This is a genomic window from Serratia sp. DD3, assembly GCF_000496755.2.
The window spans coordinates 232,512-258,319 of the sequence record NZ_AYKS02000047.1 but is presented as its reverse complement, the minus strand read 5'-3'; the positions used below and the strand labels follow the sequence as shown (position 1 = coordinate 258,319).

Annotated in this window: 24 protein-coding genes; 7 read left to right on the top strand and 17 right to left on the bottom strand. The window is 50.1% G+C overall.

Annotated features, from left to right (window positions below):
• Positions 1-4 precede the first annotated feature (4 nt).
• The 6 genes from IO95_RS08680 to rfaD are packed head-to-tail and all read right to left on the bottom strand — an operon-like array spanning position 5 to position 6,389.
• Positions 5-1,003 carry a glycosyltransferase family 2 protein gene (locus IO95_RS08680; RefSeq protein ID WP_037384826.1) on the bottom strand — a complete coding sequence of 333 codons (999 nt, stop codon included), beginning with the start codon at positions 1,001-1,003 and terminating at the stop codon, positions 5-7.
• Positions 1,000-2,232 carry an O-antigen ligase gene (locus IO95_RS08675; protein WP_037384823.1) on the bottom strand — a complete coding sequence of 411 codons (1,233 nt, stop codon included), beginning with the start codon at positions 2,230-2,232 and terminating at the stop codon, positions 1,000-1,002. Before IO95_RS08675 ends, IO95_RS08680 begins: the two co-directional genes overlap by 4 nt.
• 21 nt (positions 2,233-2,253) lie before the next feature.
• Positions 2,254-3,423: a glycosyltransferase gene (locus IO95_RS08670; RefSeq protein ID WP_037384821.1), complete on the bottom strand. Its 1,170-nt coding sequence runs from the start codon at positions 3,421-3,423 to the stop codon at positions 2,254-2,256.
• Positions 3,423-4,385 (bottom strand): lipopolysaccharide heptosyltransferase RfaC, encoded by a 963-nt coding sequence (rfaC, locus tag IO95_RS08665; protein ID WP_023488970.1) that lies wholly within the window; start codon positions 4,383-4,385, stop codon positions 3,423-3,425. The genes IO95_RS08670 and rfaC overlap by 1 nt, the downstream gene beginning before the upstream one ends.
• A 2-nt stretch (positions 4,386-4,387) precedes the next feature.
• Entirely contained in the window at positions 4,388-5,434 is a 1,047-nt protein-coding gene (gene rfaF, locus IO95_RS08660) for an ADP-heptose--LPS heptosyltransferase RfaF (protein WP_023488971.1), read from the bottom strand.
• Positions 5,435-5,456: 22 nt separating this feature from the next.
• A complete protein-coding gene (gene rfaD / locus IO95_RS08655; protein WP_037384818.1) occupies positions 5,457-6,389 on the bottom strand; it encodes an ADP-glyceromanno-heptose 6-epimerase in 933 nt (310 codons plus the stop codon).
• A 239-nt stretch (positions 6,390-6,628) separates the two neighbouring features.
• Here rfaD and IO95_RS08650 point away from each other — a divergent pair, with 239 nt between their 5' ends.
• Together IO95_RS08650 and tdh are read left to right on the top strand one after the other, a co-directional pair.
• Entirely contained in the window at positions 6,629-7,825 is a 1,197-nt protein-coding gene (locus tag IO95_RS08650; RefSeq protein ID WP_023490542.1) for a glycine C-acetyltransferase, read from the top strand.
• A 9-nt stretch (positions 7,826-7,834) separates the two neighbouring features.
• Entirely contained in the window at positions 7,835-8,860 is a 1,026-nt protein-coding gene (tdh, locus tag IO95_RS08645; protein WP_023490541.1) for an L-threonine 3-dehydrogenase, read from the top strand.
• 33 nt (positions 8,861-8,893) lie between these two features.
• On the opposite strand, the gene IO95_RS08640 is transcribed toward tdh, so the two are convergent.
• The 3 genes from IO95_RS08640 to gpmM form a co-directional block, all read right to left on the bottom strand.
• Positions 8,894-9,829 carry a divergent polysaccharide deacetylase family protein gene (locus tag IO95_RS08640; protein WP_023490540.1) on the bottom strand — a complete coding sequence of 312 codons (936 nt, stop codon included), beginning with the start codon at positions 9,827-9,829 and terminating at the stop codon, positions 8,894-8,896.
• Positions 9,830-9,984: 155 nt separating this feature from the next.
• Positions 9,985-11,316 (bottom strand): murein hydrolase activator EnvC, encoded by a 1,332-nt coding sequence (envC, locus tag IO95_RS08635; RefSeq protein ID WP_023490539.1) that lies wholly within the window; start codon positions 11,314-11,316, stop codon positions 9,985-9,987.
• A 9-nt stretch (positions 11,317-11,325) separates the two neighbouring features.
• Positions 11,326-12,870, bottom strand: coding sequence for a 2,3-bisphosphoglycerate-independent phosphoglycerate mutase (gene gpmM, locus IO95_RS08630; RefSeq protein WP_023490538.1), 1,545 nt, complete (start codon positions 12,868-12,870; stop codon positions 11,326-11,328).
• Between the two features lie 356 nt (positions 12,871-13,226).
• On the opposite strand from gpmM, the gene IO95_RS08625 reads away from it, so the two are divergent.
• The 4 genes from IO95_RS08625 to cysE all read left to right on the top strand — a co-directional run bounded on the left by IO95_RS08625 (position 13,227) and on the right by cysE (position 16,165).
• Positions 13,227-13,661: a rhodanese-like domain-containing protein gene (locus IO95_RS08625; RefSeq protein WP_023490537.1), complete on the top strand. Its 435-nt coding sequence runs from the start codon at positions 13,227-13,229 to the stop codon at positions 13,659-13,661.
• A gap of 112 nt (positions 13,662-13,773) precedes the next feature.
• Entirely contained in the window at positions 13,774-14,256 is a 483-nt protein-coding gene (gene secB / locus IO95_RS08620) for a protein-export chaperone SecB (RefSeq protein ID WP_037384815.1), read from the top strand.
• Entirely contained in the window at positions 14,256-15,275 is a 1,020-nt protein-coding gene (gene gpsA / locus IO95_RS08615; RefSeq protein WP_023491250.1) for an NAD(P)H-dependent glycerol-3-phosphate dehydrogenase, read from the top strand. The genes secB and gpsA overlap by 1 nt, the downstream gene beginning before the upstream one ends.
• Before the next feature lie 68 nt (positions 15,276-15,343).
• Positions 15,344-16,165, top strand: a complete 822-nt coding sequence (gene cysE / locus IO95_RS08610) for a serine O-acetyltransferase (RefSeq protein ID WP_023491251.1) — start codon at positions 15,344-15,346, stop codon at positions 16,163-16,165.
• Between the two features lie 254 nt (positions 16,166-16,419).
• Here cysE and trmL read toward each other — a convergent pair whose 3' ends face one another.
• From trmL to cpxR, 3 genes are read right to left on the bottom strand one after another with little or no spacing between them, the layout of a single operon-like run.
• Entirely contained in the window at positions 16,420-16,893 is a 474-nt protein-coding gene (trmL, locus tag IO95_RS08605; RefSeq protein ID WP_023491252.1) for a tRNA (uridine(34)/cytosine(34)/5-carboxymethylaminomethyluridine(34)-2'-O)-methyltransferase TrmL, read from the bottom strand.
• Positions 16,894-16,950: 57 nt separating this feature from the next.
• A complete protein-coding gene (cpxA, locus tag IO95_RS08600; RefSeq protein ID WP_023491253.1) occupies positions 16,951-18,321 on the bottom strand; it encodes an envelope stress sensor histidine kinase CpxA in 1,371 nt (456 codons plus the stop codon).
• The gene (gene cpxR, locus IO95_RS08595) at positions 18,318-19,016 is read right to left on the bottom strand and encodes an envelope stress response regulator transcription factor CpxR (RefSeq protein WP_023491254.1); all 699 of its coding nucleotides are present in this window, start codon (positions 19,014-19,016) and stop codon (positions 18,318-18,320) included. Before cpxR ends, cpxA begins: the two co-directional genes overlap by 4 nt.
• Positions 19,017-19,164: 148 nt before the next feature.
• On the opposite strand from cpxR, the gene cpxP reads away from it, so the two are divergent.
• Complete coding sequence (gene cpxP / locus IO95_RS08590) at positions 19,165-19,626, top strand: cell-envelope stress modulator CpxP (RefSeq protein ID WP_023491255.1); 462 nt, start codon at positions 19,165-19,167, stop codon at positions 19,624-19,626.
• 124 nt (positions 19,627-19,750) lie between these two features.
• Here cpxP and IO95_RS08585 read toward each other — a convergent pair whose 3' ends face one another.
• The 5 genes from IO95_RS08585 to phnR form a co-directional block, all read right to left on the bottom strand.
• Positions 19,751-20,581: an alpha/beta hydrolase gene (locus IO95_RS08585; RefSeq protein WP_037384812.1), complete on the bottom strand. Its 831-nt coding sequence runs from the start codon at positions 20,579-20,581 to the stop codon at positions 19,751-19,753.
• Between the two features lie 287 nt (positions 20,582-20,868).
• On the bottom strand, positions 20,869-22,587 hold the full coding sequence (locus IO95_RS08580; RefSeq protein ID WP_023492350.1) for a putative 2-aminoethylphosphonate ABC transporter permease subunit: 1,719 nt from the start codon (positions 22,585-22,587) through the stop codon (positions 20,869-20,871).
• Complete coding sequence (locus IO95_RS08575) at positions 22,584-23,648, bottom strand: putative 2-aminoethylphosphonate ABC transporter ATP-binding protein (protein WP_023492348.1); 1,065 nt, start codon at positions 23,646-23,648, stop codon at positions 22,584-22,586. Before IO95_RS08575 ends, IO95_RS08580 begins: the two co-directional genes overlap by 4 nt.
• A gap of 156 nt (positions 23,649-23,804) precedes the next feature.
• Entirely contained in the window at positions 23,805-24,824 is a 1,020-nt protein-coding gene (locus IO95_RS08570; RefSeq protein ID WP_023492346.1) for a putative 2-aminoethylphosphonate ABC transporter substrate-binding protein, read from the bottom strand.
• Positions 24,825-24,923: 99 nt separating this feature from the next.
• Complete coding sequence (phnR, locus tag IO95_RS08565) at positions 24,924-25,631, bottom strand: phosphonate utilization transcriptional regulator PhnR (RefSeq protein WP_023492344.1); 708 nt, start codon at positions 25,629-25,631, stop codon at positions 24,924-24,926.
• Between the last annotated feature and the right edge of the window lie 177 nt (positions 25,632-25,808).

Sequence of the window (25,808 nt, the reverse complement as noted above, 5' to 3'; positions counted from 1 at the left end):
GAAGCTAGAAACGTCTTGGTATGATGGTGCGTAGCCACCAACGCATTTTCGATAGAAAAGTATCCACTCGTGCATAACGCATTTGGCGGACTTTTTTTCCCGGGACGTCACTATCTTGGCATATCATGGCCGCCTGACGAAGAGTATTTAGGGTCTCTGGTTCATAGTGATAATAGCCGTAAACTATTTTTGACATGGACTTCACCTCGGAGAAACAGTTGGCGAGCATCAATGCAGCCAATTGTCGTAGCGGTTCATCACCTTGGTGTTGTGCCACAAATTGCAGCATTTTTTTCATCGCAAACAGCATGTCTTCAATATCTTTAGCCTTGATATTGCGGGTGATCCCTTGGTTATTATCGCGATATAGATAGAGCGCATGGTCAATATGGGCAATTTTTCGGGTTTTGAAATATTGGAAAGGTGTGAAGATAACATCTTCATAGCGCCGCCCATTTTCAAAAGTATCTCCTGCTAGCAATGTACGCCGATAAACCCGACTCCAAAGATGCCACATCGAGTTGGCAAATAGCGGTTTTAGACAATCCAGCCCTTGATGTTGAAAGTCGTACACGATGTGTTTGACCTGCTGATTTGTGGGTAAAACAGAGGGAGAAACGGTGAATTTCTGATAGTTGAAATCAATCAAATCCTCGTGGTCTTCGAGCAGTAATGGGTATAAAACTGCCAGATAATCAGTACATAGCATGTCATCTCCGTCCAGAAAAGTGACATAGCGCCCACCGGCATTTTGTAACCCGACGTTGCGGGCATTGGCAATACCACCGTTTGTCTGAGAAATAAATTTTACTAAGGGATGTTGTTTTTTTAGTAGAAACTCGTTGACCAATACAAAGGATGAATCTGTCGAGCCATCATCAATAATTACTACTTCAATATCATCACGAATTTGATCAAATAATGACCCCAAACTATCGATGATAAAATCCTCATTATTGTAGAATGGAACAATAATACTAAGCAGAGGTGATGTCAGGTTCATGCTGTTGGCTCCCGACTTTTTTTCACGGAAAGTACACTGGCAATAATCGCTAGACAGAATATAACGGTGCCTTCCTTACTGAAGAAAACGACATCGCTGAGTCCGTAAGCAAATAGACTGAAACTTATTCCTAGCAGTAATGCATTGCGGTGAGGTCTCAGCGACGAGACAAACAGACCAATATAGAGTGCCAGTAAACATAGCGCCCCCCAGAGACCTTTAAGAGAAAAGGTTTCCAGTAATTCGTTATGTAGATGGACATTGATATAGGGCATGGCTCCATATAGCTGGGGCTCTTGCGCGACAATGGTACGGATTTTTTCGCCACGTAACTCTGCGGATTGGCCCCATAGTGCATCTGATCCAGCATGTATAGCCACGACCTGCATACTTAGCCTGGAAATAATTGAATTCTCCACTTTGGGTTGGTCAATCCTTTGTATGTCGGTTTTAAAATCACTAATACGTTTTTCTATCTGTGTTTTGAAGACAACACCACTCACTAGCAGTAATAAAGGGATTGAGATTACCAACTGGATTTTGCGTTTTCTAGATATTAACTCTGTTGTTGCTAGTAGCGATAAGATGGACGCAAGAGGATAGACCAACATGGCAGCTCTTGTTCCGGTTAGGATGATACTGGAGAACGTGAGCAAGAAAGCCAAAACATATAAAATCAGGCGGTAACGAGTTTGTAACATCAGAATGGCTTGCATCATGACCAGACTGATGGCGGTCATAATATAGGCAACGACAGTGGCGCGATCAAAGTTGAGTTCAATACGTGGAATATTTAATATCAATCCCTGATAAAGTGCGTAGCCATTGACAGCCAAACCGCAACTTAAAGCCACGACAATAAATGCACGCTGCATACAAAGGCGTTCATTCAGTGCGAACAGTAAAAGAAATGCGGTAGCTATTTGTAACTTTCCGGTTGATAAGTATGAGCGGTAAATATTGATATAGTCACCTGGTTGCTTAAAATCGCTCATCCAGAGAATGGATCCTATCCCTACGCAGAAAAAAAGCATAGGTAAAATTAGGTTCATCTTGTTTCTGAAGAAGTACTTTGCGTGCAGGAAAATAACAATCAATGAGAGGTAACTGGAGATATAAAAAAAATCACGCCCAATGTTGGAACCGAAAGGAATGGTAAAAAAAGCAACAGCACACCCTAAATAAATAAGATAGCTAAATGCTGGATGGGGGGCCTTTTCTGTCAGCATGGTTCTGTTTTTCCAACTAGGTTAATTCTGGGTGGCCAAGGATAGTAGAGTCTGGTCAAAATCAGTCTTGAACATTGCATAATTGAAATGTGTCATTGGGTAATTACGGGCATTTTTGCTGAGAAATTGGTAAGTATCTGTCACCAACAGTTTCTCCACAGCATCTGCGCAATCGATATGTGACAATAATTTTGGCTTAACGAGTGAATCACTGAGTGGATCGTAAACATCATGCGGGAAATCAACTTTTATGCCGGTTAGATGTTGATGCTGTTCAATAGTGATAGACGGTGTTAGCCCAATACCACAATAACCATCCTTCACTGCCTCTGGTTGACCATCGATTAGTGGGAATATTACAGGCACACCAAAATAGAGTGATTCCATACAGGACAAACCGAACGGTTCGGTAATCGGTGTACTCATATAAATATCGATACGGTTAAAGAAGTCTGCGACATTATCTTGAAAACCGCTGAATATGACGTGATCACCGAGTTGTAGCCGTTCAGCCAGAGCTTCAAAGGCTGCTCTGTCTAGACCTTTGCCTGCAATTTCTAAAGAAACATGATGTCCACGACGCAATAACTCTTGCATCATCAGCAGGGAAACGCTGATTCCTTTAAGACTTACTAGTCGAGAAGCAGTACCGATCTTGACTGGTTGCGATAGTAACTTGGGGGTATCGTTAAGCCCTGTTGGCGTTTTGATACGGTTGATTACTACTGGGTTTGGGCAGGGTAAATTAAAACGTAATTCCATCACGCGTTTCGACGCATGGGATGCAGAAATAACACCATCCAGCATAGCGAAGAAACCCAGAGTCTTATGATTTTTGGGATAACGCCAGGAGCAGCCATGATCGTAATAAATCAATTTGCCGCGTTTAGGTTTTGCTGCTAGACCGGGAATCAGATCCCATACGATGATCACATCGGCATTGGCCCTTTCTATTTTTCTTGTTAGCAGGTATTTTCGTAAAAATTGCGGGCAGCGCAGCGAGAGTGAATTGATTAATCGATTGGCAAACGTCACGGCCTGGTTTGGCATCTGTTGGCGAATTTCTTTAGCGACCTCACTGCTGATGCAAATTACTTCGTTACTGTTATCAGTGGTATCGTTGATATACTGCAAAAACAGGCGTTCAACACCACCCATTTTCCCTAAATTAATAATATGCAGTTTCTTCATTAGATGGCCTTTTGTAGTTCTGTCCGGACAGCGTTAGCGGTGATTTCTAGCATATTTTTTCTCGGCGCAATCAATGAATTCTGATTCAACCCATACCCCCCAATCAACCCCGGGTCTGTTGGACCATACAGGGTGATATTCGGGCGGTCCAGGGCGGCAGCCAGATGACTCAGCCCGGTATCGACTGAAACCACCGCTTTAGCGCCTGCCAACACGGCGGCTACCTGCTCAAGAGTCAGCTTGGGTAACACTTCAACATGCCCAAACCCGTCTGCCAAGCGTAAAGCTCGCTGGTGTTCATGCTCGGCCCCCCAGGGGAGCTTGATCTTTAACCCGCTAGGGGCAAGTAATTCAATCAGTTGACGCCAATGCTGCTCTGGCCAATGTTTTTCATCACGCGTGGTTGCGTGCAGGAAAACCAGATATTTCCCGCCATCTGCAAGGGGATGGCTAAGAAAACGCGCGGCAATGGCGTAATCCCCGGTATTATGCGGTTTTTCATAACCCAAGCTTTTGGCAAATAGTTCGCGTATACGTTCTACTGCGTGTTGCTGTTTATCCACAGGATGACGATGCTGATAAAAGCAACTGGCTAGTGGTTCCCGTGCGCTGTGCCAATCCAGACCATGTTTGCTGCCGCGAGCAAGGCGCGTCACCAACGCAGCGCTCTTAATTAACCCCTGCGCATCAATGACAATATCATACTGGCGTTGTTGTACCTGCTGTTTGAAATCGTTGCGCTGCTGCCGGGTCTCTTTAGCAAACCAATTTTTACGCCAACGGCGAAGTGCCACCGGGATCACGCGGTCCACCGCCGGGTGCCAACTGGGGATTTGGCTGAATCCTTCCTCCACCACCCAATCGAAACCAATACCAGGGATAGCCTGCACGGCATCGGTCAGTGCAGGCAGGGTATGAAGTACATCCCCCATTGAGGAGGTTTTAACGATCAGTACCTGCATGGTTATTCCTCGCTGGCGGCAAGTAGTGGCATCAGCGTGTCTAACACCTGCTGGGGCTGTATGTCGATCAGGCTTTGGTGATAACCCTGATCAGCATCGCCTTTACGGATTTTGTGATACCCATCAATCAAACGGATCACCCTGGCCTGCTGAGATAACGGAGGAGTGAAGTCCGGGCTACTTGGGCCATACAGTGCGATGAGTGGTTTATTCAGGGCCGCGGCAATATGCATCAAACCGGAATCATTGCTGACAACTGCCTGGCAGGAAGCCAGCAGCACGACGGCTTGTTCGAGCTGTGTTTTCCCGGCCAGATTAAGGCAGAAATCACGGCTGTTTTCTTCCAGTGCGGCACGGATCTGTTCCCCCGCTTCACTGTCTTTGGCCGAACCAAACAGGACAATTTGATAACCTTGATTGATCAGCGCTTGTGCCAAGGTGGCGTAATGATAGTGCGGCCAACGCTTGGCTGGGCCAAACTCGGCACCTGGGCAAAAACCGATAATCGGCCGCTGCTCGGTGAGGTTAAATGCCGCTGTGGTTTCGGCGATTTCCCCGGCGCTGACCTGCAATTGTGGGCAGAGTAGCGGCTGGGGCAGATCTTCCGCCCGGTGTATACGTTGTTTATCGTAAGCCAAGGCGACATAGCGCTGCACCATCAAGGGGAACGCCGCTTTATCCAACACACGCAGGTCATTGAGTAAACCGTAACGCATCTCACCGCGCCAACCGATACGCAAAGGTACCTTGGCAAAGAAGGGAACCAGGGCAGATTTGAACGAGTTGGGTAGCACATAGGCACGCTGATAACCCTGCGAGCGCAGAGCATGACCAAGACGACGGCGCTCACCCAGCCCCAGGGCGCCATGGCCCAGTGGCATGGCTAATGCCTGATTCACTTCTGGCATACGAGCCAGCAGAGGACGGCACCAGGCAGGGGCCATCACGTCGATTTCTGCTGAGGGATACTCGGCCTTCAAGGTGCGATAGAGGCTTTGCGACATCATCATATCGCCAACCCACGAAGGGCCGATAACCAGAATTTTCATACCGTAAATTCGTTCCTTCAGCTTAAGCGGTACGATCCAACCAGGCCATGTACTCTTTAACGCCTTCGGCGACGGTTTTGAATGGTGCGCTATAACCGGCTGCGCGCAATTTGGTTTGATCCGCTTGCGTGTAGGCCTGATAGCGGCCTTTCAGTTTTTCCGGGAACTCAATATATTCCACGGCACCTGATTGATGATAATCCACCACGGCATCCGCCACCGCCTGGAAGGTTTCCGCCCGGCCAGTACCGCAGTTAAAAATACCGGATACGCCGTTTTGCCAGAACCACAGATTCACTGCCGCCACGTCGCCGACATAAATAAAGTCACGCTTGAAGTTTTCACTACCGGCGAACAATTTGGGGTTTTCACCGCGCTGGATCTGGTTGTTCAGGTGGAATGCCACACTGGCCATACTGCCTTTGTGCCCTTCACGGGGGCCATACACATTAAAATAACGGAAAGCGCATACCTGCGAATCCGCCTCTGGCAAGATTTCACGCACGTATTGGTCGAACAGGAATTTTGAGTAACCGTAGACATTCAGCGGCTGCTCATACTGCCGTTCTTCAATAAAGTTATCGGTGCGACCACCGTAAGTGGCAGCAGAAGAGGCATACAGGAAGGGGATTTGGCGGTCCAGACAGAAATGCAGGAGATCCTTGGAATACTGATAGTTGTTATCCATCATGTATTTGCCATCCCACTCGGTGGTGGAAGAGCAGGCACCTTGGTGGAAAACAGCCTCGATATCACCCAGATCGTCACCCGCCATAATGCTGACGAGAAACTCTTCTTTATCCATATAGTCAGCGATATCAAGGTCTACCAGGTTGACGAATTTGGTGCCATCTTTTAGGTTGTCGACGACCAGAATGTCACGATATCCTTGATCATTCAGTGCCTTAATGATGTTGCTGCCAATCATGCCAGCGCCGCCAGTGACGATAATCATTGGGTTTACCCCTATATTCTGTTTGGTGATGCACCATGCTCACTCTGATATGCCGCCTATAATAGCATTTCATTGCATCAGGAGCATCGGCGGTATGGTTAATATCCTATTCGCTTAATTGACGCTGCCATTTGCCGTGATATCTGCTGCAATTTTAATTTTCTCTGTCGTGTATTGTCGTCAGCTTAGTTATAAATCAGTAAAATATCCCAAAATATCCCTATTTTGGAGATGACTAAATGTCCGCATCCTTTTATCAGCAGTTAGAACAACAACTTGCTACCACTCGTGCCGAAGGGCTATTCAAGGAAGAACGTATCATCACTTCCGCCCAGCAGGCAGATATCGCCGTTGCCGATGGCCGCCATGTTATCAATTTTTGTGCCAATAACTATCTTGGGCTAGCTAACCACCCGGCATTGATCGCTGCTGCCAAGGCGGGCATGGATAGCCATGGTTTTGGTATGGCTTCAGTACGTTTTATCTGTGGTACGCAAGATAGCCATAAACAATTGGAGCAGAAACTGGCGGGTTTCCTGGGGATGGAAGATGCCATCCTCTACTCCTCCTGTTTTGATGCCAATGGCGGTTTGTTTGAAACCTTGCTTGGCCCGGAAGATGCCATTATTTCTGATGCCTTGAATCATGCTTCCATCATCGATGGCGTGCGTTTGTGCAAGGCTAAACGCTACCGCTATGCCAATAACGATATGAATCAATTAGCGGAGCAACTCAAGCAGGCCAAGGCGGATGGTGCGCGTCACATCATGATCGCCACCGACGGTGTGTTCTCGATGGATGGGGTGATTGCCAATCTGAAAGGGGTGTGTGACCTGGCAGATCAATACAACGCACTGGTGATGGTGGATGATTCCCACGCGGTGGGTTTTGTCGGTGCCCATGGGCGCGGGACACATGAATACTGCGAAGTGATGGGCCGGGTTGATATTATTACCGGCACCTTGGGTAAGGCGTTGGGTGGTGCTTCCGGTGGCTATACCGCAGGGAAAAAAGAGGTGGTGGAGTGGTTACGCCAGCGCTCACGCCCTTATCTGTTCTCCAATTCGCTGGCCCCGGCGATTGTGGCTGCGTCGATCAAAGTGCTGGAGCTATTGGAACAAGGGGATGCACTGCGTGAACGCTTGTGGAGTAATGCCCGGCTGTTCCGTGAAAAAATGACCGCTGCCGGTTTTACGCTTGCCGGGGCTGACCATGCGATTATTCCGGTGATGCTAGGTGAGGCCAAATTGGCGCAGGATTTTGCCAACGCTTTGCTGAAAGAAGGTATCTACGTCACCGGTTTCTTCTATCCGGTGGTACCACAAGGCCAGGCACGTATCCGTACCCAGATGTCTGCTGATCACACACCAGAGCAGATCGAACATGCGGTTGAGGCATTTATCCGTATCGGTAAGACACTGGGTGTTATTGCATAAGGTACTTCTATGAAAGCATTATCAAAACTAAAAGCGGAACCCGGTATTTGGATGACTGATGTGCCTCAGCCAGAGCTGGGTCACAATGATGTGATGATTAAAATCCGCAAAACGGCCATCTGCGGTACTGATGTTCATATCTACAAGTGGGATGAATGGTCGCAGAAAACCATCCCGGTACCCATGGTGGTTGGCCATGAGTATGTGGGGGAAGTGGTGGCTATTGGCCAAGAGGTCAAAGGATTCAATATCGGGGATCGTGTTTCTGGTGAAGGGCACATTACCTGTGGGCATTGCCGTAACTGCCGGGGTGGCCGTACTCATCTGTGTCGTAACACCACCGGAGTGGGGGTTAATCGCCCTGGTGCTTTTGCTGAATATCTGGTGATCCCAGCGTTTAATGCCTTCAAAATTCCGGATAATATTTCCGATGAGCTGGCCGCTATTTTTGACCCCTTCGGCAATGCTGTACACACCGCTCTCTCTTTCGATCTGGTGGGTGAGGATGTGCTGGTCTCCGGTGCTGGCCCAATTGGCATTATGGCTGCTGCGGTATGTAAGCATGTCGGCGCTCGTCATGTGGTGATTACCGACGTCAATGAGTATCGTCTCGACCTGGCGCGCAAAATGGGTGTCACCCGTGCGGTGAACGTGGCTAAAGAGGACCTGACGGCGGTGATGGCCGAGTTGGGCATGACGGAGGGCTTTGATGTGGGGCTCGAGATGTCCGGCGCACCACCGGCATTCCGTTCGTTACTCAATGCGATGAATCATGGTGGGCGCATTGCGCTACTGGGGATCCCACCTTCGGATATGTCTATCGATTGGAATCAAGTCATTTTCAAAGGGCTGTTTATCAAAGGGATTTATGGCCGTGAAATGTTTGAAACCTGGTACAAGATGGCGGCATTGATTCAATCAGGTCTTGATCTGACACCGATTATCACCCACCGTTTCTCGATCGACGAGTTTCAGCAGGGGTTTGATGTCATGTGTTCCGGGCAATCCGGGAAAGTCGTCTTGAGCTGGGATTAAGCGGCCAGGAGGAGCCCACGGCGTGCTCCTCCGCTAATCTTGTTGGTTTTGTAGGTTTTGCGTTGAACCGGCCCAGTTCTGCCAATGGCGTTTAATTAATACCACGATGGGTGATTGCGCCACTCCTTCCCCAATCACCTTCAAGGCGTCACCTGTGTTGACCCCCTGTTTCGGCAGCTTAACCTTGCACTGCTTGATGGTGCCGCTAAATGGTGACTTCGGCGTTAGGATGTGTGGTTGCCGTTGCGGTGTATCGCTGCCATGACTTTGCTGTGGTTCATTAAGCAGTGCGCTGGGTTTCACCAGGACGATATCACCGGGCAAGGTCGGCAACATCTGTTGCAGCACTTTTATTGTGGCGGGGCGAGGATGGCCGATGGCGATAGCCGAACCATGACGGCGTGCTACATCAACGGCCCGATTAAACTGCTGGCGGATATCATTCGGGTTGGCGCTATCATCAAGGAACACCTTGCGTTTGATCACCGTTATCCCGGTGCCCGTGGCAGCGCGTGTGGCCTGACTATTTCCAATGGTCATGCTGTCCAGAAAATAGAGCTGGTAGCCGGCCAGCGCCTGCATCACCTTTTGCATCCCCGGTAGGCTGGAGGTCATGGCGCTGCCCATATGGTTATTTATCCCTACCGCATAGGGCACATTATTGACGGCATCACGAATAATGCGCTGAACCTCTTCACTGCTCATGGAGGGTTGCAGCGTATCACGCTCTAGCGACTGTTTGCTGAGCGGAGCCATGGGTATATGGATGAGTATTTCGCGGCCCTGATTGTGCGCTTGGGTGGCGATTTGGTGGGCATGAGGGGAATTAGGCAGGATGGCCACAGAAATGGCTACCGGCATTTGCAGTATGGCATGGTCTTCACGTGGCAGATAACCCATATCATCGATTACAATCGACAACTTTCCTGCCTGCACAGTGCTAGCGAGCAGTAGCGCCCCCAGCAACATGGCGATACCTGTTTTGGTATATACACAAAATAATTCGAGTTGCTTGTAGGCATGGCAGCGATGGAATCCCCAGGAGCATAGAAAACTATGTGACTGGGGTGATTGAGCGCAGCTAACACCCAAGAAACTTGAAGTATAACGGGTATAGTACAAAGCTACCTTCCTAACCATGGCACCGGGTTGACCGCTCGGCCTTGGCGACGAATTTCAAAGTACAGCGACGGTGTACCCTGCCCACCACTGGTACCCACCAAGGCAATGGGTTGGCCAGCACGCACTTGTGCATCGACGTTAACCAACGCACTCTGATTGTAACCGTACAGACTCATATCACCCTGGCCGTGGTCAACGACGATCACCAGGCCGTAACCTTGCAGCCAGTCAGCCAGCAGAACCCGGCCATCGGCAATGGCTTTTACTTCGCTGCCTTCTCGAGCTTCGATCACAATCCCTTTCCAGCGTAACTCACCCTGCAGTTGTTCGCCAAAATTATGTTGGACGCGACCTCGCACTGGCCACATCGCTTGCCCAGATGGCTGACCCAAACCGCCGGTTCGTGCCATCAATGAACGTTCGCTTTCACTGGGTTTATAGCTGGTGCCGGTTTTTTTCGCCTGCTGTTCTTTGACCTTCACTTGTTCACGTACTTTAGTCGCTTCACGCGCTTCCCGTTCGGCGCGGGCTCTAGCTTCACGTTCTGCCCGGGCGATTTGGTCACGTAGACGGGTTTCGTTCTGGCGTAATTCCACTAGCCGCTGTTGATCTTTTTCCAACGAGGCTTCTAATGACACCAAGGTTTTTTTACGTGCACTGCGCGCCTGCTCCAACTTTTGTTGCTGGCTTTGCTGTTCGTTAAGTAGAGATTTTTGTTGACCTTGTTTAGCCACCAGCGAACGTTTCTGTTCCGCCAATTGACGGCGAGTCTGCTTGAGTTGTTCTATGGATTGCTGGCGTGCTTCATTGAGGTAACCGAAATAGGCGAGAATACGTTCGCTACGTTGGCTTTCTTCACCACTGAGAATAAGCTGCAATGCGCCATGCTGCCCTTGTCGAAACGCTGCATCAAGTTGCTTGGCGAGGATTTCTTGCTGGGTGGCTTGTTGTTTTTCCAGTTTGGCGATTGAGGTATTAAGGCCAGAAATATCTTTGCCCAGTACCGTGAGTGTTCCCTGGGTACCATGTAACGCGCGGCTAGCTTGTGCGATGCTTTTTTCTTGCTGCTTGAGCTGATCCTGCAAGGAACTGCGTTTCTGCTGCTGCCGTTTAACTGCCTGCTCTTTTTCTGCGATGCTCTGCTGGATGTCTTTGAGTTGGGAGTTGTTATCTTCTGCACTGTGGCTGGTTAATGGCCACAACAATGCGCCAGCAAAAAAAACACTGGCGCAGAGGGTAGCAAACGACCACCCAGCATATTCAGGCCGTGATAGCTTGCCTGAATATGCGTTTGGCGTTGCCTTTGATAATACAAAAGTGGCCTTCTCCTTCATGGAGAAGGATTATTCCACGATGAACAGCGGCTTACCAGTCATCTCTTGCGGGATTTCCATTCCCATCAATGACAGCATGGTGGGGGCGATATCTGACAGTTTGCCACCTTCTACTGCTTTGGCCGCTTTACCCACATAAATCAACGGTACCGGCAAGCTGGTGTGTGCGGTGTGCGCCTGACCAGTTGCGGGATCGCGCATTTGTTCTGCGTTGCCATGATCGGCGGTGATCAACAGTTGGCCATCAACGGCTTTCACGGCATCAACCACCTGCGCGATGCAGTTATCCAGAGTTTCTACCGCCTTGACAGCGGCTTCGTAAATGCCGGTATGACCTACCATGTCGCCATTCGGGTAGTTACAGATAATGGTGTCATATTTACCGCTGTTGATCGCAGCCAGCAGTTCTTTGGTGAGTTCTGCTGAACTCATTTCTGGTTGCAGATCGTAGGTGGCGACTTTGGGCGAGTTGATCAGCAGACGATCTTCACCTTTAAATGGCTCTTCGACACCGCCGTTATAGAAGAAGGTGACATGAGCGTATTTTTCGGTTTCGGAGATGCGTAGCTGGGTTTTATTGTGTTTCATCAGCCACTCACCGAAGGTATTGGTCAGTGACTCTGGCGGGTAGGCACTGGCCGTCTGAATATCGGCTGCGTACTCGGTCAACATCACGAAATCACAGAATTTGACCACTTTGCTCCGTGGGAAACCATCGAAATCGGCATTCACAAAGGCACGGGTGATTTGACGCGCACGGTCAGCACGGAAGTTCATAAAGATAAGTGCATCACCATCATTCATGGCGGCAGAGGCTTCACCTGCGGCCTGAATCACGGTGGGTTTGACGAATTCGTCGTTCTCATCACGAGCGTAAGCCGCTTGCAGTGCGCTGACTGCGTTATCTGCAGTATATTCGCCCTTTGCCTGAGTCATTAGATCATAGGCCAATTGCACCCGATCCCAACGGTTATCACGGTCCATGGCATAGTAACGGCCCACCACCGATGCGATGCGACCACAACCCAGTTGGGTAAATTGGTCATTGAAACGTTTCAGTGTATTTTCAGCACTGCGCGGTGGTGTATCACGACCATCCAGGAAGGCATGCAGGTAAACCGCTTTGGCTCCCCGTTGTGCTGCCAGTTGGACCATGGCCAGAATATGGTCTTCATGGCTATGTACGCCTCCTGGGGACATCAAACCCATAATATGGACCGCTTTACCCGCTTTTACTGCGTTATCGACAGCGTTGGTCAGTATTGAGTTGGTGAAGAAATCACCCTCTTTAATCTCTTTGTCCAGACGGGTCAGATCCTGATACACGATACGCCCGGCCCCCAAGTTAACGTGGCCCACTTCCGAGTTACCCATCTGGCCATCGGGTAAGCCGACATCCAGGCCTGAAGCGGCAATCAGGGTATGTGGCTGTTGCTGCCACAGTTGATCCATCACGGGTGTGTTGGCATTCAGGATCGCATTATCCTGTTGCTCTTCCCGGTAGCCGTAACCGTCCAGGATCACCAGTACCATGGGCTTTTTCGTGCTCGACATTGCAATAACCTCTTTTATGATCGCTATACGTGTCATCTTTCAAGTAGCTATTAACGGCTTGTCACTTGAAGGATGATAGGTATACAAGTTGTGAATAGCCATCAGCCCACAGGAGTGATGGCTATTCACTCTCCCAAACCGGGTAATTCTACAACGTAGCTGGCTAAAAAGAACCCAGAGAGATCAAATATGCACTTAACGATGGTGCATTTCTGGCTCTCATCAGGGTATTTTTCCAATTTACTCCGCAGTTTCTGCATTCCGGTCTTGCTTATTGGCTGTATTTGCCGCATTCGGCAGGTATACTCTGAAGCCTTGACTTATTTTCCCTTAACTGACGGGAGTTGTTACCCCCCATGCTGCAAGAAATTATGCTATTTGTTAGTAGGAACACCATACTGAGCCTGGCTTGGGTCGCTTTACTGATTGCTGTGATCGTCATGACCTTCAAGAGCCGTTTCTCTAAGGTGAAAGAGATCGGTCGAGGTCAGGCTACCCTAATGATTAACAAAGAAGACGCGGTTATTGTCGATATCCGCAGCCGTGATGATTTCCGTAAAGGCCATATCGCCAACGCTATCAACCTGACGGCAAGCGAAATAAAAAGTGGCAGCTTTGGCGAGTTGGAAAAGCACAAAGCTCAACCTGTGATTGTGGTTTGCGCCAATGGTACGACTTCTCGCGCGTCAGCAGAAAACCTGAGCAAAGCCGGGTTTGAAAACGTTTATACTCTGAAAGACGGCATTACGGGCTGGAGTGGTGAAAACCTGCCATTGGCTCGCGGCAAGTAAGTTTTTATTCGCTCTGGCTGACGGGGTATCCCAGTCACAGAGTGTCAATAAAGATAGTTAAACAATAAACATAGTTAAACAATAAACATCGTTAAACAAGGATATTACACACATGTCAGAACAAAATAGCGCAGAGATGGCTTTCCAGATCCAACGTATTTATACCAAAGATATCTCATTCGAAGCACCACAGGCTCCGCAGGTATTCCAGCAAGAGTGGCAACCAGAAGTGAAACTCGATCTGGACACGGCCTCGACTCTGCTGGCAGATGAGGTGTACGAAGTGGTACTGCGTGTTACCGTAACCGCTTCTCTGGGTGAAGAAACTGCTTTCCTGTGTGAAGTTCAACAGGCAGGGATTTTCTCTGTATCTGGTATCGAAGGTACACAGTTGGCACATTGCCTGGGTGCATACTGCCCGAACATTTTGTTCCCTTATGCGCGTGAGTGCATCACCAACCTGGTTTCTCGCGGTACATTCCCACAGTTGAATCTGGCCCCTGTCAATTTTGACGCACTGTTCATGAGCTATTTGCAGCAGCAAGCGGCGGAAACAGCGGGAACGGAAGGTGCTGAACCGCGTCAGGATGCCTGATGAGTAGCGTCAATGCTTCAATGACTGTCATCGGTGCCGGCTCGTACGGCACCGCATTGGCTATTACACTGGCACGTAACGGTTATCCGGTCGTGCTCTGGGGGCATAACCCCGAACAGATCCAAATTATGCAGCGTGATCGCTGCAATCAGGCGTTTCTGCCTGATGTCCCCTTCCCCGATACTTTGTTGCTTGAAACCGATTTGGCTCGTGCGCTGGCCGCCAGCCGAGATGTGCTGGTGGTCGTTCCCAGCCATGTTTTTGGCGATGTACTGCGCCAGTTGAAGCCCCATCTGCGTCAGGATGCTCGTATTGTCTGGGCCACCAAAGGGCTAGAAACCGAAACCGGCCGCCTGCTGCAAGATGTAGCACGGGATGCGCTTGGGCCGGATATCCCACTGGCGGTGCTGTCTGGGCCCACGTTTGCCAAAGAGTTGGCGGCAGGGCTGCCTACGGCTATCGCGCTAGCAGCCACGGACCAACAGTTTGCCGATGACCTGCAGCAATTGTTGCATTGTGGCAAAAGTTTCCGCGTGTACAGTAATCCGGATTTTATCGGCGTGCAGTTAGGGGGCGCGGTTAAAAACGTGATTGCAATTGGTGCCGGGATGTCAGACGGAATTGGTTTTGGTGCTAACGCCCGTACCGCATTGATTACCCGTGGCTTGGCGGAAATGAGCCGCCTGGGTTCAGCATTGGGTGCCGATCCGGCCACTTTTATGGGGATGGCTGGGCTGGGTGATCTGGTATTGACCTGTACTGATAATCAGTCTCGCAACCGGCGTTTCGGTATTATGCTGGGGCAAGGTATGGGAGTAAAGGAAGCCCAAGAGGCAATTGGTCAAGTGGTAGAGGGCTACCGCAATACCAAGGAAGTATTGGCACTGGCGCAGCGTTTTGGGGTGGAAATGCCCATTACTGAGCAGGTTTATCAAGTGCTGTATTGTGATAAAAATGCCCGTGAGGCAGCATTGAGCCTGCTTGGGCGTACCAAGAAAGACGAAAAGCGCAGTGTTTGATCCCCGAGGTATTGCTCGGGTGCTGGAGTGATGGCGAAAGGCTGTTTTTTTGAGGCGGAGAAAAAGGGATGTCGTCAGAAGAGTTAGCACAGGTGTGGAACAATATTAAATCAGAAGCGAGGGCATTGGCTGAATGTGAACCGATGTTGGCCAGCTTTTTTCATGCGACCTTGCTCAAGCATGAAAATCTGGGCAGTGCACTGAGTTATATTCTGGCCAATAAATTGGCTAACCCCATCATGCCAGCGATTGCCGTGCGTGAAGTGGTGGAAGATGCCTACCGTTCTGATGCACAGATGATTGTTTCCGCCGCCCGCGATATTCTGGCGGTACGCTTGCGTGACCCTGCTGTGGATAAATACTCAACGCCATTGCTCTATCTGAAAGGTTTCCATGCCTTGCAGGCTTACCGTATTGGTCATTGGCTATGGAAGCAAGGCCGTCAGGCTTTGGCTATTTATCTGCAAAACCAAATCTCCGTCGCTTTTTGTGTCGATATACACCCGGCCGCCAACATTGGTTGCGGCATTATGCTCGACCATGCCACCGGTATTGTGATCGGTGAAACCGCCGTGGTGGAGAATAACGTCTCTATTCTGCAGTCGGTGACGCTGGGTGGGACAGGCAAAACCGGGGGGGATCGCCATCCGAAAATCCGTGAAGGGGTGATGATTGGCGCGGGGGCTAAAATCCTCGGCAATATTGAAGTGGGCAAAGGGGCAAAAATTGGTGCAGGTTCGGTGGTATTACAGTCGGTTCCGCCACATACCACCGCTGCTGGCGTTCCCGCGCGTATTGTTGGTCGCCCGGAAAGTGATACTCCTTCCATGGATATGGATCAGTACTTCAACGGCGACAATAACGGATTTGAATATGGCGACGGGATCTAGCGCTATACACTAAATAATTCGAGTTGTTGGCAGCGCGGCGCTGCGTTGGCTACGCTCGCTCACCCGAATCACTTACCCATGTAAGCTTATCGGGGTTAATAAACCTCTTCCATGAGGTTCACCCTGCGGACCAGCGCTTGCCGTCTACCTGCAATTTCTTTGAACTTGGGTATATACCCCAGTGAAATCAAGTTGCCGGATAAAAGCACGGTGCACTTTTGAACACCACTCTCGCGTAATATCAACTGTACGCGCTACTCTTTGATTAGTGCACCTGCGTAGTCCAATTGGCGCCAGGCTTCATAAACCACCACCGAGACAGCGTTTGACAGGTTCATACTACGGCTCTGGGCCAGCATGGGGATACGAATTTTCTGTTGTGCAGGTAGCTCATCCAGAATACTGGCGGGCAGGCCGCGGGTTTCTGGGCCAAATAGCAGATAATCCCCAGCCTGGTAGCTGACCGCACTGTGTGCTGGTGTGCCTTTAGTGGTCAGAGCGAATAGCCGCTGGGGGTTTTCGCTGGCGAGGAAAGTCGCATAATCGGCATGGCGCTTGATGCTGACAAACTCATGGTAATCCAGCCCGGCTCGGCGTAGGCGTTTATCATCCCAAGGGAACCCCATCGGCTCGATCAGATGCAGTTGGAAACCGGTATTAGCACACAGACGGATAATATTGCCGGTATTAGGTGGAATTTCGGGTTCAAATAAAACGATATTCAGCATGTCAAAAGCCTCTCACGACGAGGCGAGCAGAATAACAAAATCTTGTAACGCTGGCGATTAACGCTGATGTAATGGCAGCCATAATACCAAGCGTAACCCACCCAACGGACTGTCTTCTGCTTTGATCCAGCCACGATGCTGATTGACGGCGGCTTCCACAATGGCCAAACCGAGACCAGATCCACCGGATTGACGGTCACGGGCTTCATCGGTGCGGTAAAATGGCCGGAAAATCTGTTCGCGCTCTTCCGGGCTGACACCGGGGCCATCATCATCGACCACGATAGTAATGCCCTGATTATCAACACTAAATGCCACGGCGATCTGCGTATGAGAATAACGTAAGGCATTGCGGATAATATTTTCCAATGCACTATCCAGCGCCGCAGGGTTACCATAGAGGGTCCAGGGGCCTGGGGGCGCGGTGACAGCCAGTTGTTTCCCCATCTGTTCGGCTTCAAAACCGGCGTTATCCAGCACCTCGGCCCACAATTGATTGGCTTTCACTAGTTCGCGTGCCAGTTCGCTCTTTTGCTGCCCACGAGATAACTGCAGTAAATCGTTAATCATTGAATCCAGGCGTTGGGCTTCCATTTCAATCCGTGCAAGCTCATGCCCTTCACCGTGGCGGCGACGCATTAACGCGGTTGCCAACTGTAGACGGGTTAATGGGGTGCGCAATTCGTGGGAAATATCAGAAATCAGCCGTTGCTGGGCAGTCATCATTCTTTCGAGCGCGCTCACCATCTGGTTAAAACTGGCGCCGGTGGCCAGGAACTCTTGTGGCCCGGACTCCAGTTCCGGGTGCTGCTTCAGGTTGCCGTGAGCCACATCATCGGCAGCATTTTTCAACTTGCGCGCAGGTTTAGCCAGGCTCCAAGACAACCAGAGCAATAGCGGGGCGCTGATCAGCATGGTGAAAATCAGCATCATTAATGGCCTATCAAACAGCAGATTAATAAAATCTGATTGCGGGCTGTTGGCGGGCCTGATCAAGTACAACTGGTAATTATCTTCACCATCACTAATCGAGAAAGGACCGACTAACTCTACTCGGCCATACTTTTTCTTTTTCGGTTGGTCTGAGTTATCTGATTGACCGATGAAATTGCGCACCACCTGCATCTCATTACGCTGTGCGCCAATCACTCGCCCTTCGCTGGTGACCAGCAGCAGGCGCTGGCCCGGTGGAGCCCATTTCTCGATGGCACGAAACAGCCGCCGCCACCACATCAAGTCATTGGGCGGATCGTTTTGCAGCTCAGCCTCGACGTGCTGCTCCAGCATCACCCCTTGCCGCTGTTCGCTGTCTAGCAATGAGGTCATTTGGCGTGAATCAAGTTTGGGCACCATCAACACCAGCATCAGCACCAACGCTAATGTGAACCAGAAAATAGCGAAGATGCGTGCCGTCAAACTATTAATCATGTAGCAGATACCATCAAATAACCGCGACCACGCAAGGTTTTGAACCAAGGATGACCATCTTTACGGTTCGGCAATTTACGCCGTAAGTTGGAGATGTGCATATCAATCGCGCGATCAAAGGGTGTCAAACGTTTACCCAGCACTTCCTGGCTGAGTAACTCGCGGGAAACCACCTGCCCAAGATGCTTTGCCAGCAAATAGAGTAAGGTAAATTCGGTACCCGTCAGCTCCAACTCATGCCCATCAAAACTGGCTTCTTGGCGACCTGGGTTGAGTTGCAGGCCATCTACATCCAGCGTAGGGGCACCGTTATCCATAGTCTGCTGCTGTTCGTTCCAGTTGGAACGGCGCAGAATAGCCCGGATACGAGCAAGCAGTTCGCGGTCATTAAACGGTTTCGGCAGATAGTCATCCGCCCCCAGTTCCAGGCCAAGAACCCGATCCAGTTCACTACCGCGTGCTGTCAGCATGATCACGGGCGTCTGGTGATTCTGGCGCAGCTCTTTCAAGGTATCGATACCGTTTTTCTTCGGCATCATGATATCGAGCAACAGCAGATCGATGGAGCTGTCTAGCAGCGACAACGCCTGTTCACCGTCGTAAGCGACGACAATGTTAAACCCTTCCATTTCGAGCAGTTCTTTCAGTAGCGAGGTTAACTCGCGGTCGTCGTCAACTAACAGAATTTTATTCATTGTGCTTTACCTCCAAAGGCAAAATACGCTATCAACTGCTGGCATTCCATGACTTTACGTAGTTTTACATGCACTGACGCATGTTTGCAGGTACGGCGATACACTGCTCTTCGTTGATTCGCAAAGTCAGAAAGCGCGAGGAGCTCAAATGTTTAAGGTAGGCGCAGTGGTTATGGCATCAATGCTAGTGATAGGTTCTAGCACTCCTGCTTTTGCTGCACCGAAAACTGACCTGCCTTATGTTGATGACTTTTTACTTGGAACCTCAGGTCAGAATCACATATTTGATGGCGTTGACCTTACTGAACAGCAACGCCAGCAAATGCGCGACTTAATGCGCCAGGGTCATGACGACCCGCCAGGGGTTAATGTAGTAGAAATAGACACCATGTATAAACTGGTGACGGCAAATAAATTTGATGAAGCCGCCGTGCACGACCAGGCGGAAAAAATGGTTCATCAGCAGGTAAAACACCAGGTCGAATTGGCCCGGATACGCAACCAAATGTATAACCTGCTGACACCAGAGCAAAAAAATGTTTTAGACCAGAAACATCAGCAACGTATGCAGCATATTTCTGGTTTACAAGGAACTTCTGCCCAGAAGTAGAGTACGACTGAGTAAACCCTGTTTTTCCTTGCCATAATACCATCCCTATTTTCCCCGTCGTAATGGCGGGGCTTTTTTTATCCGGCGTCAGTCAATATTCCTATTTATTTAATAAAATCATCGGTCAGGCTTTTTCGAACAACGCCTGCAATGAGTTAACCAACAGACCATCCGCGCGTTCAAATTCATACAACTGAGTAAAATGGTCATCGTGACCCACTTCTTGATAGGTGACATCACACCCAATAGCCTTAAGCCCGTCATAGAGCTCTTGAGAATGCCTTATCAGCTCAGGTAACTCCCCACCACCAACATGAACAGCGGTTGGTCCACCTTGGGTGAGTTTATTGATGGGGCTGTATTTCTCTATCTCTTCACCGGTTAATGCTAGTTTCTCATTCAACCAGCATAGGCTGATAGGTTGTAAATCAATCAACGCGCTGATTGGCATGGAATGTGAAATCAGCGGGTGGCTGCGGTGAATAGCGGTTAAATGGCCGCCAGCGGAATGGCCACCAAGACAGACTTTACCTTGGGTAATATTAAATTCAGCACGATGCTGATGGAGGTAATCTAAGAGTAGGCCAATCTCGCTAACTATTTGTGTCATTGATGCATCGGGCGCTAAAGTGTATTCGGCGAGAATAACATTAATCCCTGCATTTAAAATGCCGTTGGCAATAAAGGCAAAATCCTCTTTGTTACAGTTCTGCCAATAGCCGCCGTGGATAAAAATAAAGGTAGGGCACCCTTTTTTGTCGGCAGGGAAGTAGTCGAAGGTGGTTCTTGGGGATGAGTGATAAGGTATGTTTCTTTGTGAGCTCTTTTCTGAATATAATTTTTTGCTTCTGGCCTGAAACTCACCTAGTAGCTCGGCAAAGTTTTTAACGGCTTTAGTATTATTGTATGCAGCATCTAATTGCTCGCGAGTCATTCCTTTGTATACTTCTTTCATCTTAAATATTCCTTATCTATACCCGTCGCCAATCAAGCTGCGAAAATCTTGGCGATGCTCAAACGTTTCTACCGCTGAAGTCGGGTTATTCGGGTTTTGCTAAAAACACGTGCCAAGCCTACCACTGCCGTTTTTTATTGGTTAAGCATAATGTGTGCTTTATTGCGCGTATTACCCGATAAAGGAGGTTAGTTTAGTCTTACCGTTGATGCCTTTCCCGCCGATGCCGCGAGAGGGGAACCTCACTCTCGCGGATCTCTTATCTCTTAACTCTTATCTTTTATCTCTTAACTCTGGCGCCAGCGCTGAGTTCTTTCCAACAGTGCGCGGCTGAGGCCAAGCTGAATAAGCTTAACCGTAGCCGCTGCCAGCAAGATCAACGTTGCCATGGCGGCCGCGGTGGCGGTATCCCCGGAATCCTCCATATTCAGCACCGCAACCGAAGCCAACACCGTGTCGCTGGAGTAGAGGAAGATCACCGCCGAGGTGGTGGTCATGGCGTTAACAAACAAGTAGATGAAGATCTCCAATAAAGCAGGCAGTGAGGCTGGCAGGGTGATCCGCCAGAATGTTTTCCACTGCGAAATACGCAAAGAGATGGCAACCAGCTCCAGCTCTTTCGGTAACTGCTTCAGGCTGGTCAGCGCGGTCATATGGCCCACTGTGTAGTAGTGGATCACACAAGAGAGCACCATCAACGGCAAAGTACCGTATAGAGCACTTAGCAAACTGTCAGCACGGTTAAAAAAGAAGATATAGCCCAACCCCAGCACCAGCCCGGGTACTGCCAGCGAAAGCATGGCAAGCAGGTGGATGAGGTGGCGCAACGGGGCGAAATACTGCCCTTTCTCTTGCACCCAGGCGATGACCATGATGATAACCGTTCCACTGATGGCCGTGAGCGCCCCCAGTTTTAGCGTATTGATAAAGGGTTGCCAGCCATAAACACTATTACTGTTAAAGGCGTAGTGATCTAACGTCAAATTGAGTTTATAAGGCCAGAACTGTACCAGCGATCCATAGATGGCCATCCCCACCAGGGCGAAAAACAGCAGCGCCCACAGGCTGCACCAAAGCAGAGCCAGTAAGTCCCGCAAGCGATGTGGTGCTGGTTGATAGGGAACTGACCGGCTATTACTTTGTTCCTGCATCTTACTGCGCACCCGGTGCTCCAGGGCAAAGCTCAATAGCGCTGGCAGCAAAAGGATGACGCTGGTCACCGCACCCAGTGAAAAGTTTTGCAGCCCGACAACCTGGATATAGATATCCGTCGCCAACACACTAAACTGCCCGCCGATAACTTTCGCCACCCCGAAGTCACAGATAGTGAGCGTGAAAACGGCAATCGCCGCACTGAGCAAACCATAGCGAGCAGCGGGCAACGTCACGGTGAAAAAGGTTCGCCAGGCAGGGCTACCGAGCACCTTGGCCGCCTCGTAAAGGCGTGCATCACTATGACTGAGAGCGGTAATAAGAATCATCAAGGCATGAGGAAAGCACCAAAAACTGAGGCCCATCACGATACCAATGGGGCCATAGATGCTCGCATCACCCAGTAACCCTTTGGCAATCCCCTGGTTACCAAACCAGTAAACCAGACTGATAGCCGGTAACAATGAGGGCATCAGGAGAGGAATAAGAGCAATCAAGCGGAACAGGGATTTCCCGGGCATGCAAGTACGGGTCAGCGCATAGGCATAACCAAAGGCGACAGTGACCACCAATAGCGTAATGCTCAAGCCAAGCGAAAGGGTATTACTGATGGTACGCCCCAGCGATGGGGTGGAAAGATAATGACGGAAGTTGGCAAAGCCGACCCAGCTACCGTCACTGTCTTGCAGGCTTTTTTGCAGCATGGCGAGCACCGGGAACAGCAGCCCACCTGCGAACAAGGCAATCCCCAGTAGCAACAGAATCAACTGTAGGCCCTTATCGCGGCTCCAACTACCCCATAACCGTTGCCAGATTGAATAACGAGGAACGGTGGTAACAAGATGCTGTGTCATGCGGCTTTCCCATAAAAAGGTTGCATAGCACTGGTGGGCCAGTGCAGAGAGCACGCCATGCCACTGCGCCAGTCTTGACCTTCATCGTTAGAGAGTTGTACCAGCAGCCGCTGGGGGCCCATTAGCGTATCGGCCAGGCAGATCAACCGCTGGGCAGAACCGAGAAACTCCACTTGCTCAATCCTGGCTTGTAGCCCTTGCTGCGCTGGTGGGGCCAGGCTGATAGCTTCAGGGCGGATAGCCACCTGCAACGTACTGCCTGCAGCGGCATGATTGGTCAGCGGCAGCGGCTGCTCGTTAAGACGCACCTGCTGAGCATTGAGTACCTGCGTATCGAGAAAGTTCATACTGCCAACAAAGCTGGCAACAAAACGGCTTGCGGGATGGTGGTAGATCTCCTGCGGCGTCCCGACTTGCACAATGGTGCCATGTTCCATCACCACAATGCGGTCTGCCATAGTGAGCGCTTCTTCCTGATCGTGAGTCACCATAATTGTGGTGATCCCCAACCGTTGTTGCAGGGCACGAATTTCACTACGCAGATGAGTACGTACCAGCGCATCGAGGGCACTTAGGGGTTCATCCAGTAGCAATAACCCCGGGGATAAAGCCAAAGCCCTGGCTAAAGCCACTCGCTGTTGTTGGCCACCTGAGATTTGGCTTGGATATTTATTCGACTGCGCACCAAGGCCAATCAAGGCGAGCCAATGCTCCACCCGCTCTTTTACTACCTGACTATCGAGCCCTTGATTTCGCAACCCAAACGCAATGTTCTCCGCCACTGTTAGATTAGGGAACAGGGCATAAGACTGGAATACAATGCCAAAATCCCGTCTCTGCGGAGGGAGCTGTGAAATATCGCACCCCCCTTGCCAGATTTCACCGCTGTCTGGCAGATCAAGCCCGGCGATAGCCCGTAATAAGGTGGTTTTTCCACACCCGGAGGGGCCGAGAAAACAGACAAACTCCCCTTTCTTTACGGTCAGGGAGATATCTTTGAGTGCCTGAAAGGCCTTGAAGTGTTTGTTAAGGTGTTTGATATCCAGATAGGGCTGGGTCATGACAAGGCTCGCGGCTATTTTTGGTCTATACCAATTTAGCGTTGAAATATGACGATGCCATGAATAAACAGTGACAAGCTGATTAAGGCGCGACTAACCAAGGGGAAGACAACCAGCACAGACCGACGATGGTCAGCCTGTGCGGTAACAACCCGCTTATTTTTTAGCTTCAGTCTTGCCAGAGAAGTTAGAGTTCCAGCGGGTCAGTATATTGTCACGCTCACGGGCCGCCCAGGCAAAATCATTCTTGATCATCTGGCTGTTGATATCAGCCGGGTAACCTGGCCGAGCTTGTGCCACCTGTGGGATGGCAACCACAGCGAACGACTTGTTATACAGCCTGTTAGCCTGTTCTGTTGCCGCGAAATCCAGCAACTGCTGCGCGGCTTGCAACTTGCTGGTGCCTTTGATGATAGCGGCGGCTTCCATATCCCAACCGGAGCCTTCTTTGGGGAAGATCACTTCAATGGGGGCGCCTTTAGCCTTAAGGCTCGCAGCAGGGAAATCAAACGAGATACCGACCACCGTTTCACCGCTGGCCGCCAGTTTACAAGGTGCTGAACCTGAATGGGTATAACGGCTGATATTCTGGTGCAGGTCATTCATAAACTGCCAGCCTTGCTGTTCCCCCATGGTCTGTAACCAACCTGCGACGCTCAGGAAGCCAGTACCCGAAGAGCTGGGATTAGGCATGATCACTTTACCCTTGTAGATAGGCTTAGTGAGGTCAGCCCAACTTTCTGGGGCAGGGATCCCTTGTTTTTTAGCCTCTACCTCGTTAAAGCAAATGGCGCTGAAAAAGGCATCCAGCCCAATCCAGTGAGGTTGTGCCTTGTCGTCACGGAAACGGCTATCCAGTTTCTCCAACCCTTTAGGGGCATACCCTGCCAGCATTTGCTGTTGATCGAGTTGCATCAGGCTGGTGGCGGCCAGCCCCCATACTGCGTCGGCTTTAGGTTGCGCTTTTTCTGCCAACAAGCGCGCCGTAACCACCCCAGTAGAATCGCGCACCCACTTAATATTTATATCCGGGTGTTGCTGTTCGAAAGCGCTTTTTAATTCAGCCAGTTGCTCGGGCTCGAAGGCGGTATAGACAGTCAGATCGGTATTAGCCACTGCCGGTGCAGCGATACCGGCAATCAGCGAGGTGATGAGCAAAGAAGTTATCGGTTTCATGTTTTCTCCAGCAAAATTGGTATAAACCAGATGATATGGGAGAAAGATTAGGGGATCTTTATGACACCCCCGTGACGTCAATATGACAACTTGATGCGTTTAATCTTGGGTATCCACTTCAATTTCCAGGCTGTCGTGACGCCAATACTCCAGGTCAAAATCCAGTACCTGCCCATGCTGATCGAAGTTAAGTCTCTCCAAGCGAAGTGCCGGTAGCCCCGCCGTGGCCCCTAAATGGCTGGCAACCTCATCCGGTAGCGCCGTGGGGTAAAAGGTCACCTGCATACGGGCGTAATGTAACCCGTAATGGCTCTGGTAAAGCTCAGTCAAGCTGCCATTGAGATTGAGATCTAACAGGCCCGGTACGCGTTCAGGCAGGCAGTAGTTCTCGCAATAACAGATTGCCCGCTCATTGGCAAAACGCAGCCGCTTGAGCAGGAAGATACTGTCAAATGGCTTGAGTAACAGCCGATTAAGCAGAAACGGTGGAACAGCTTTACGGCCCTTTTCCAGCAATTCGGTGCGCGGTTCACCGCCCTGTTCACGCACTATCTGGTGAAAATTGGAGGTATGCCGTGGTTTGAGTTGAAAGCGCGGCGGCGTGACGAACCAGCCCCGGCGATCTTCCCGATAAATAAGGCCATTAGCCTCCAACTGGACTAATGCTTCGCGGATGGTCACCCGGGTGGTGCCATAGAGTTCGCACAACAACCGCTCGGAGGGGAGGCGGTCATTGGCTACCAATCCCCCGGCCTGAATCTGGGTGATAAGAGCATCTTTGATTTGCAGGTATTGCGGTTTCGTCATGATGAACCTTGGTGTTGGTCAAGACCAGTAATAACCAATAAAGCCGGAACAGAGAGCTTATCTCATCAAGGGCGTGAAACATGAATTTTTTGTTGCACGATAGGCACCCCCTTTGACCTGGTCGAATAAGTTGCTCACAATGGCTTTATTCTGGTCTATACCAAAAGAGAGCGTAAT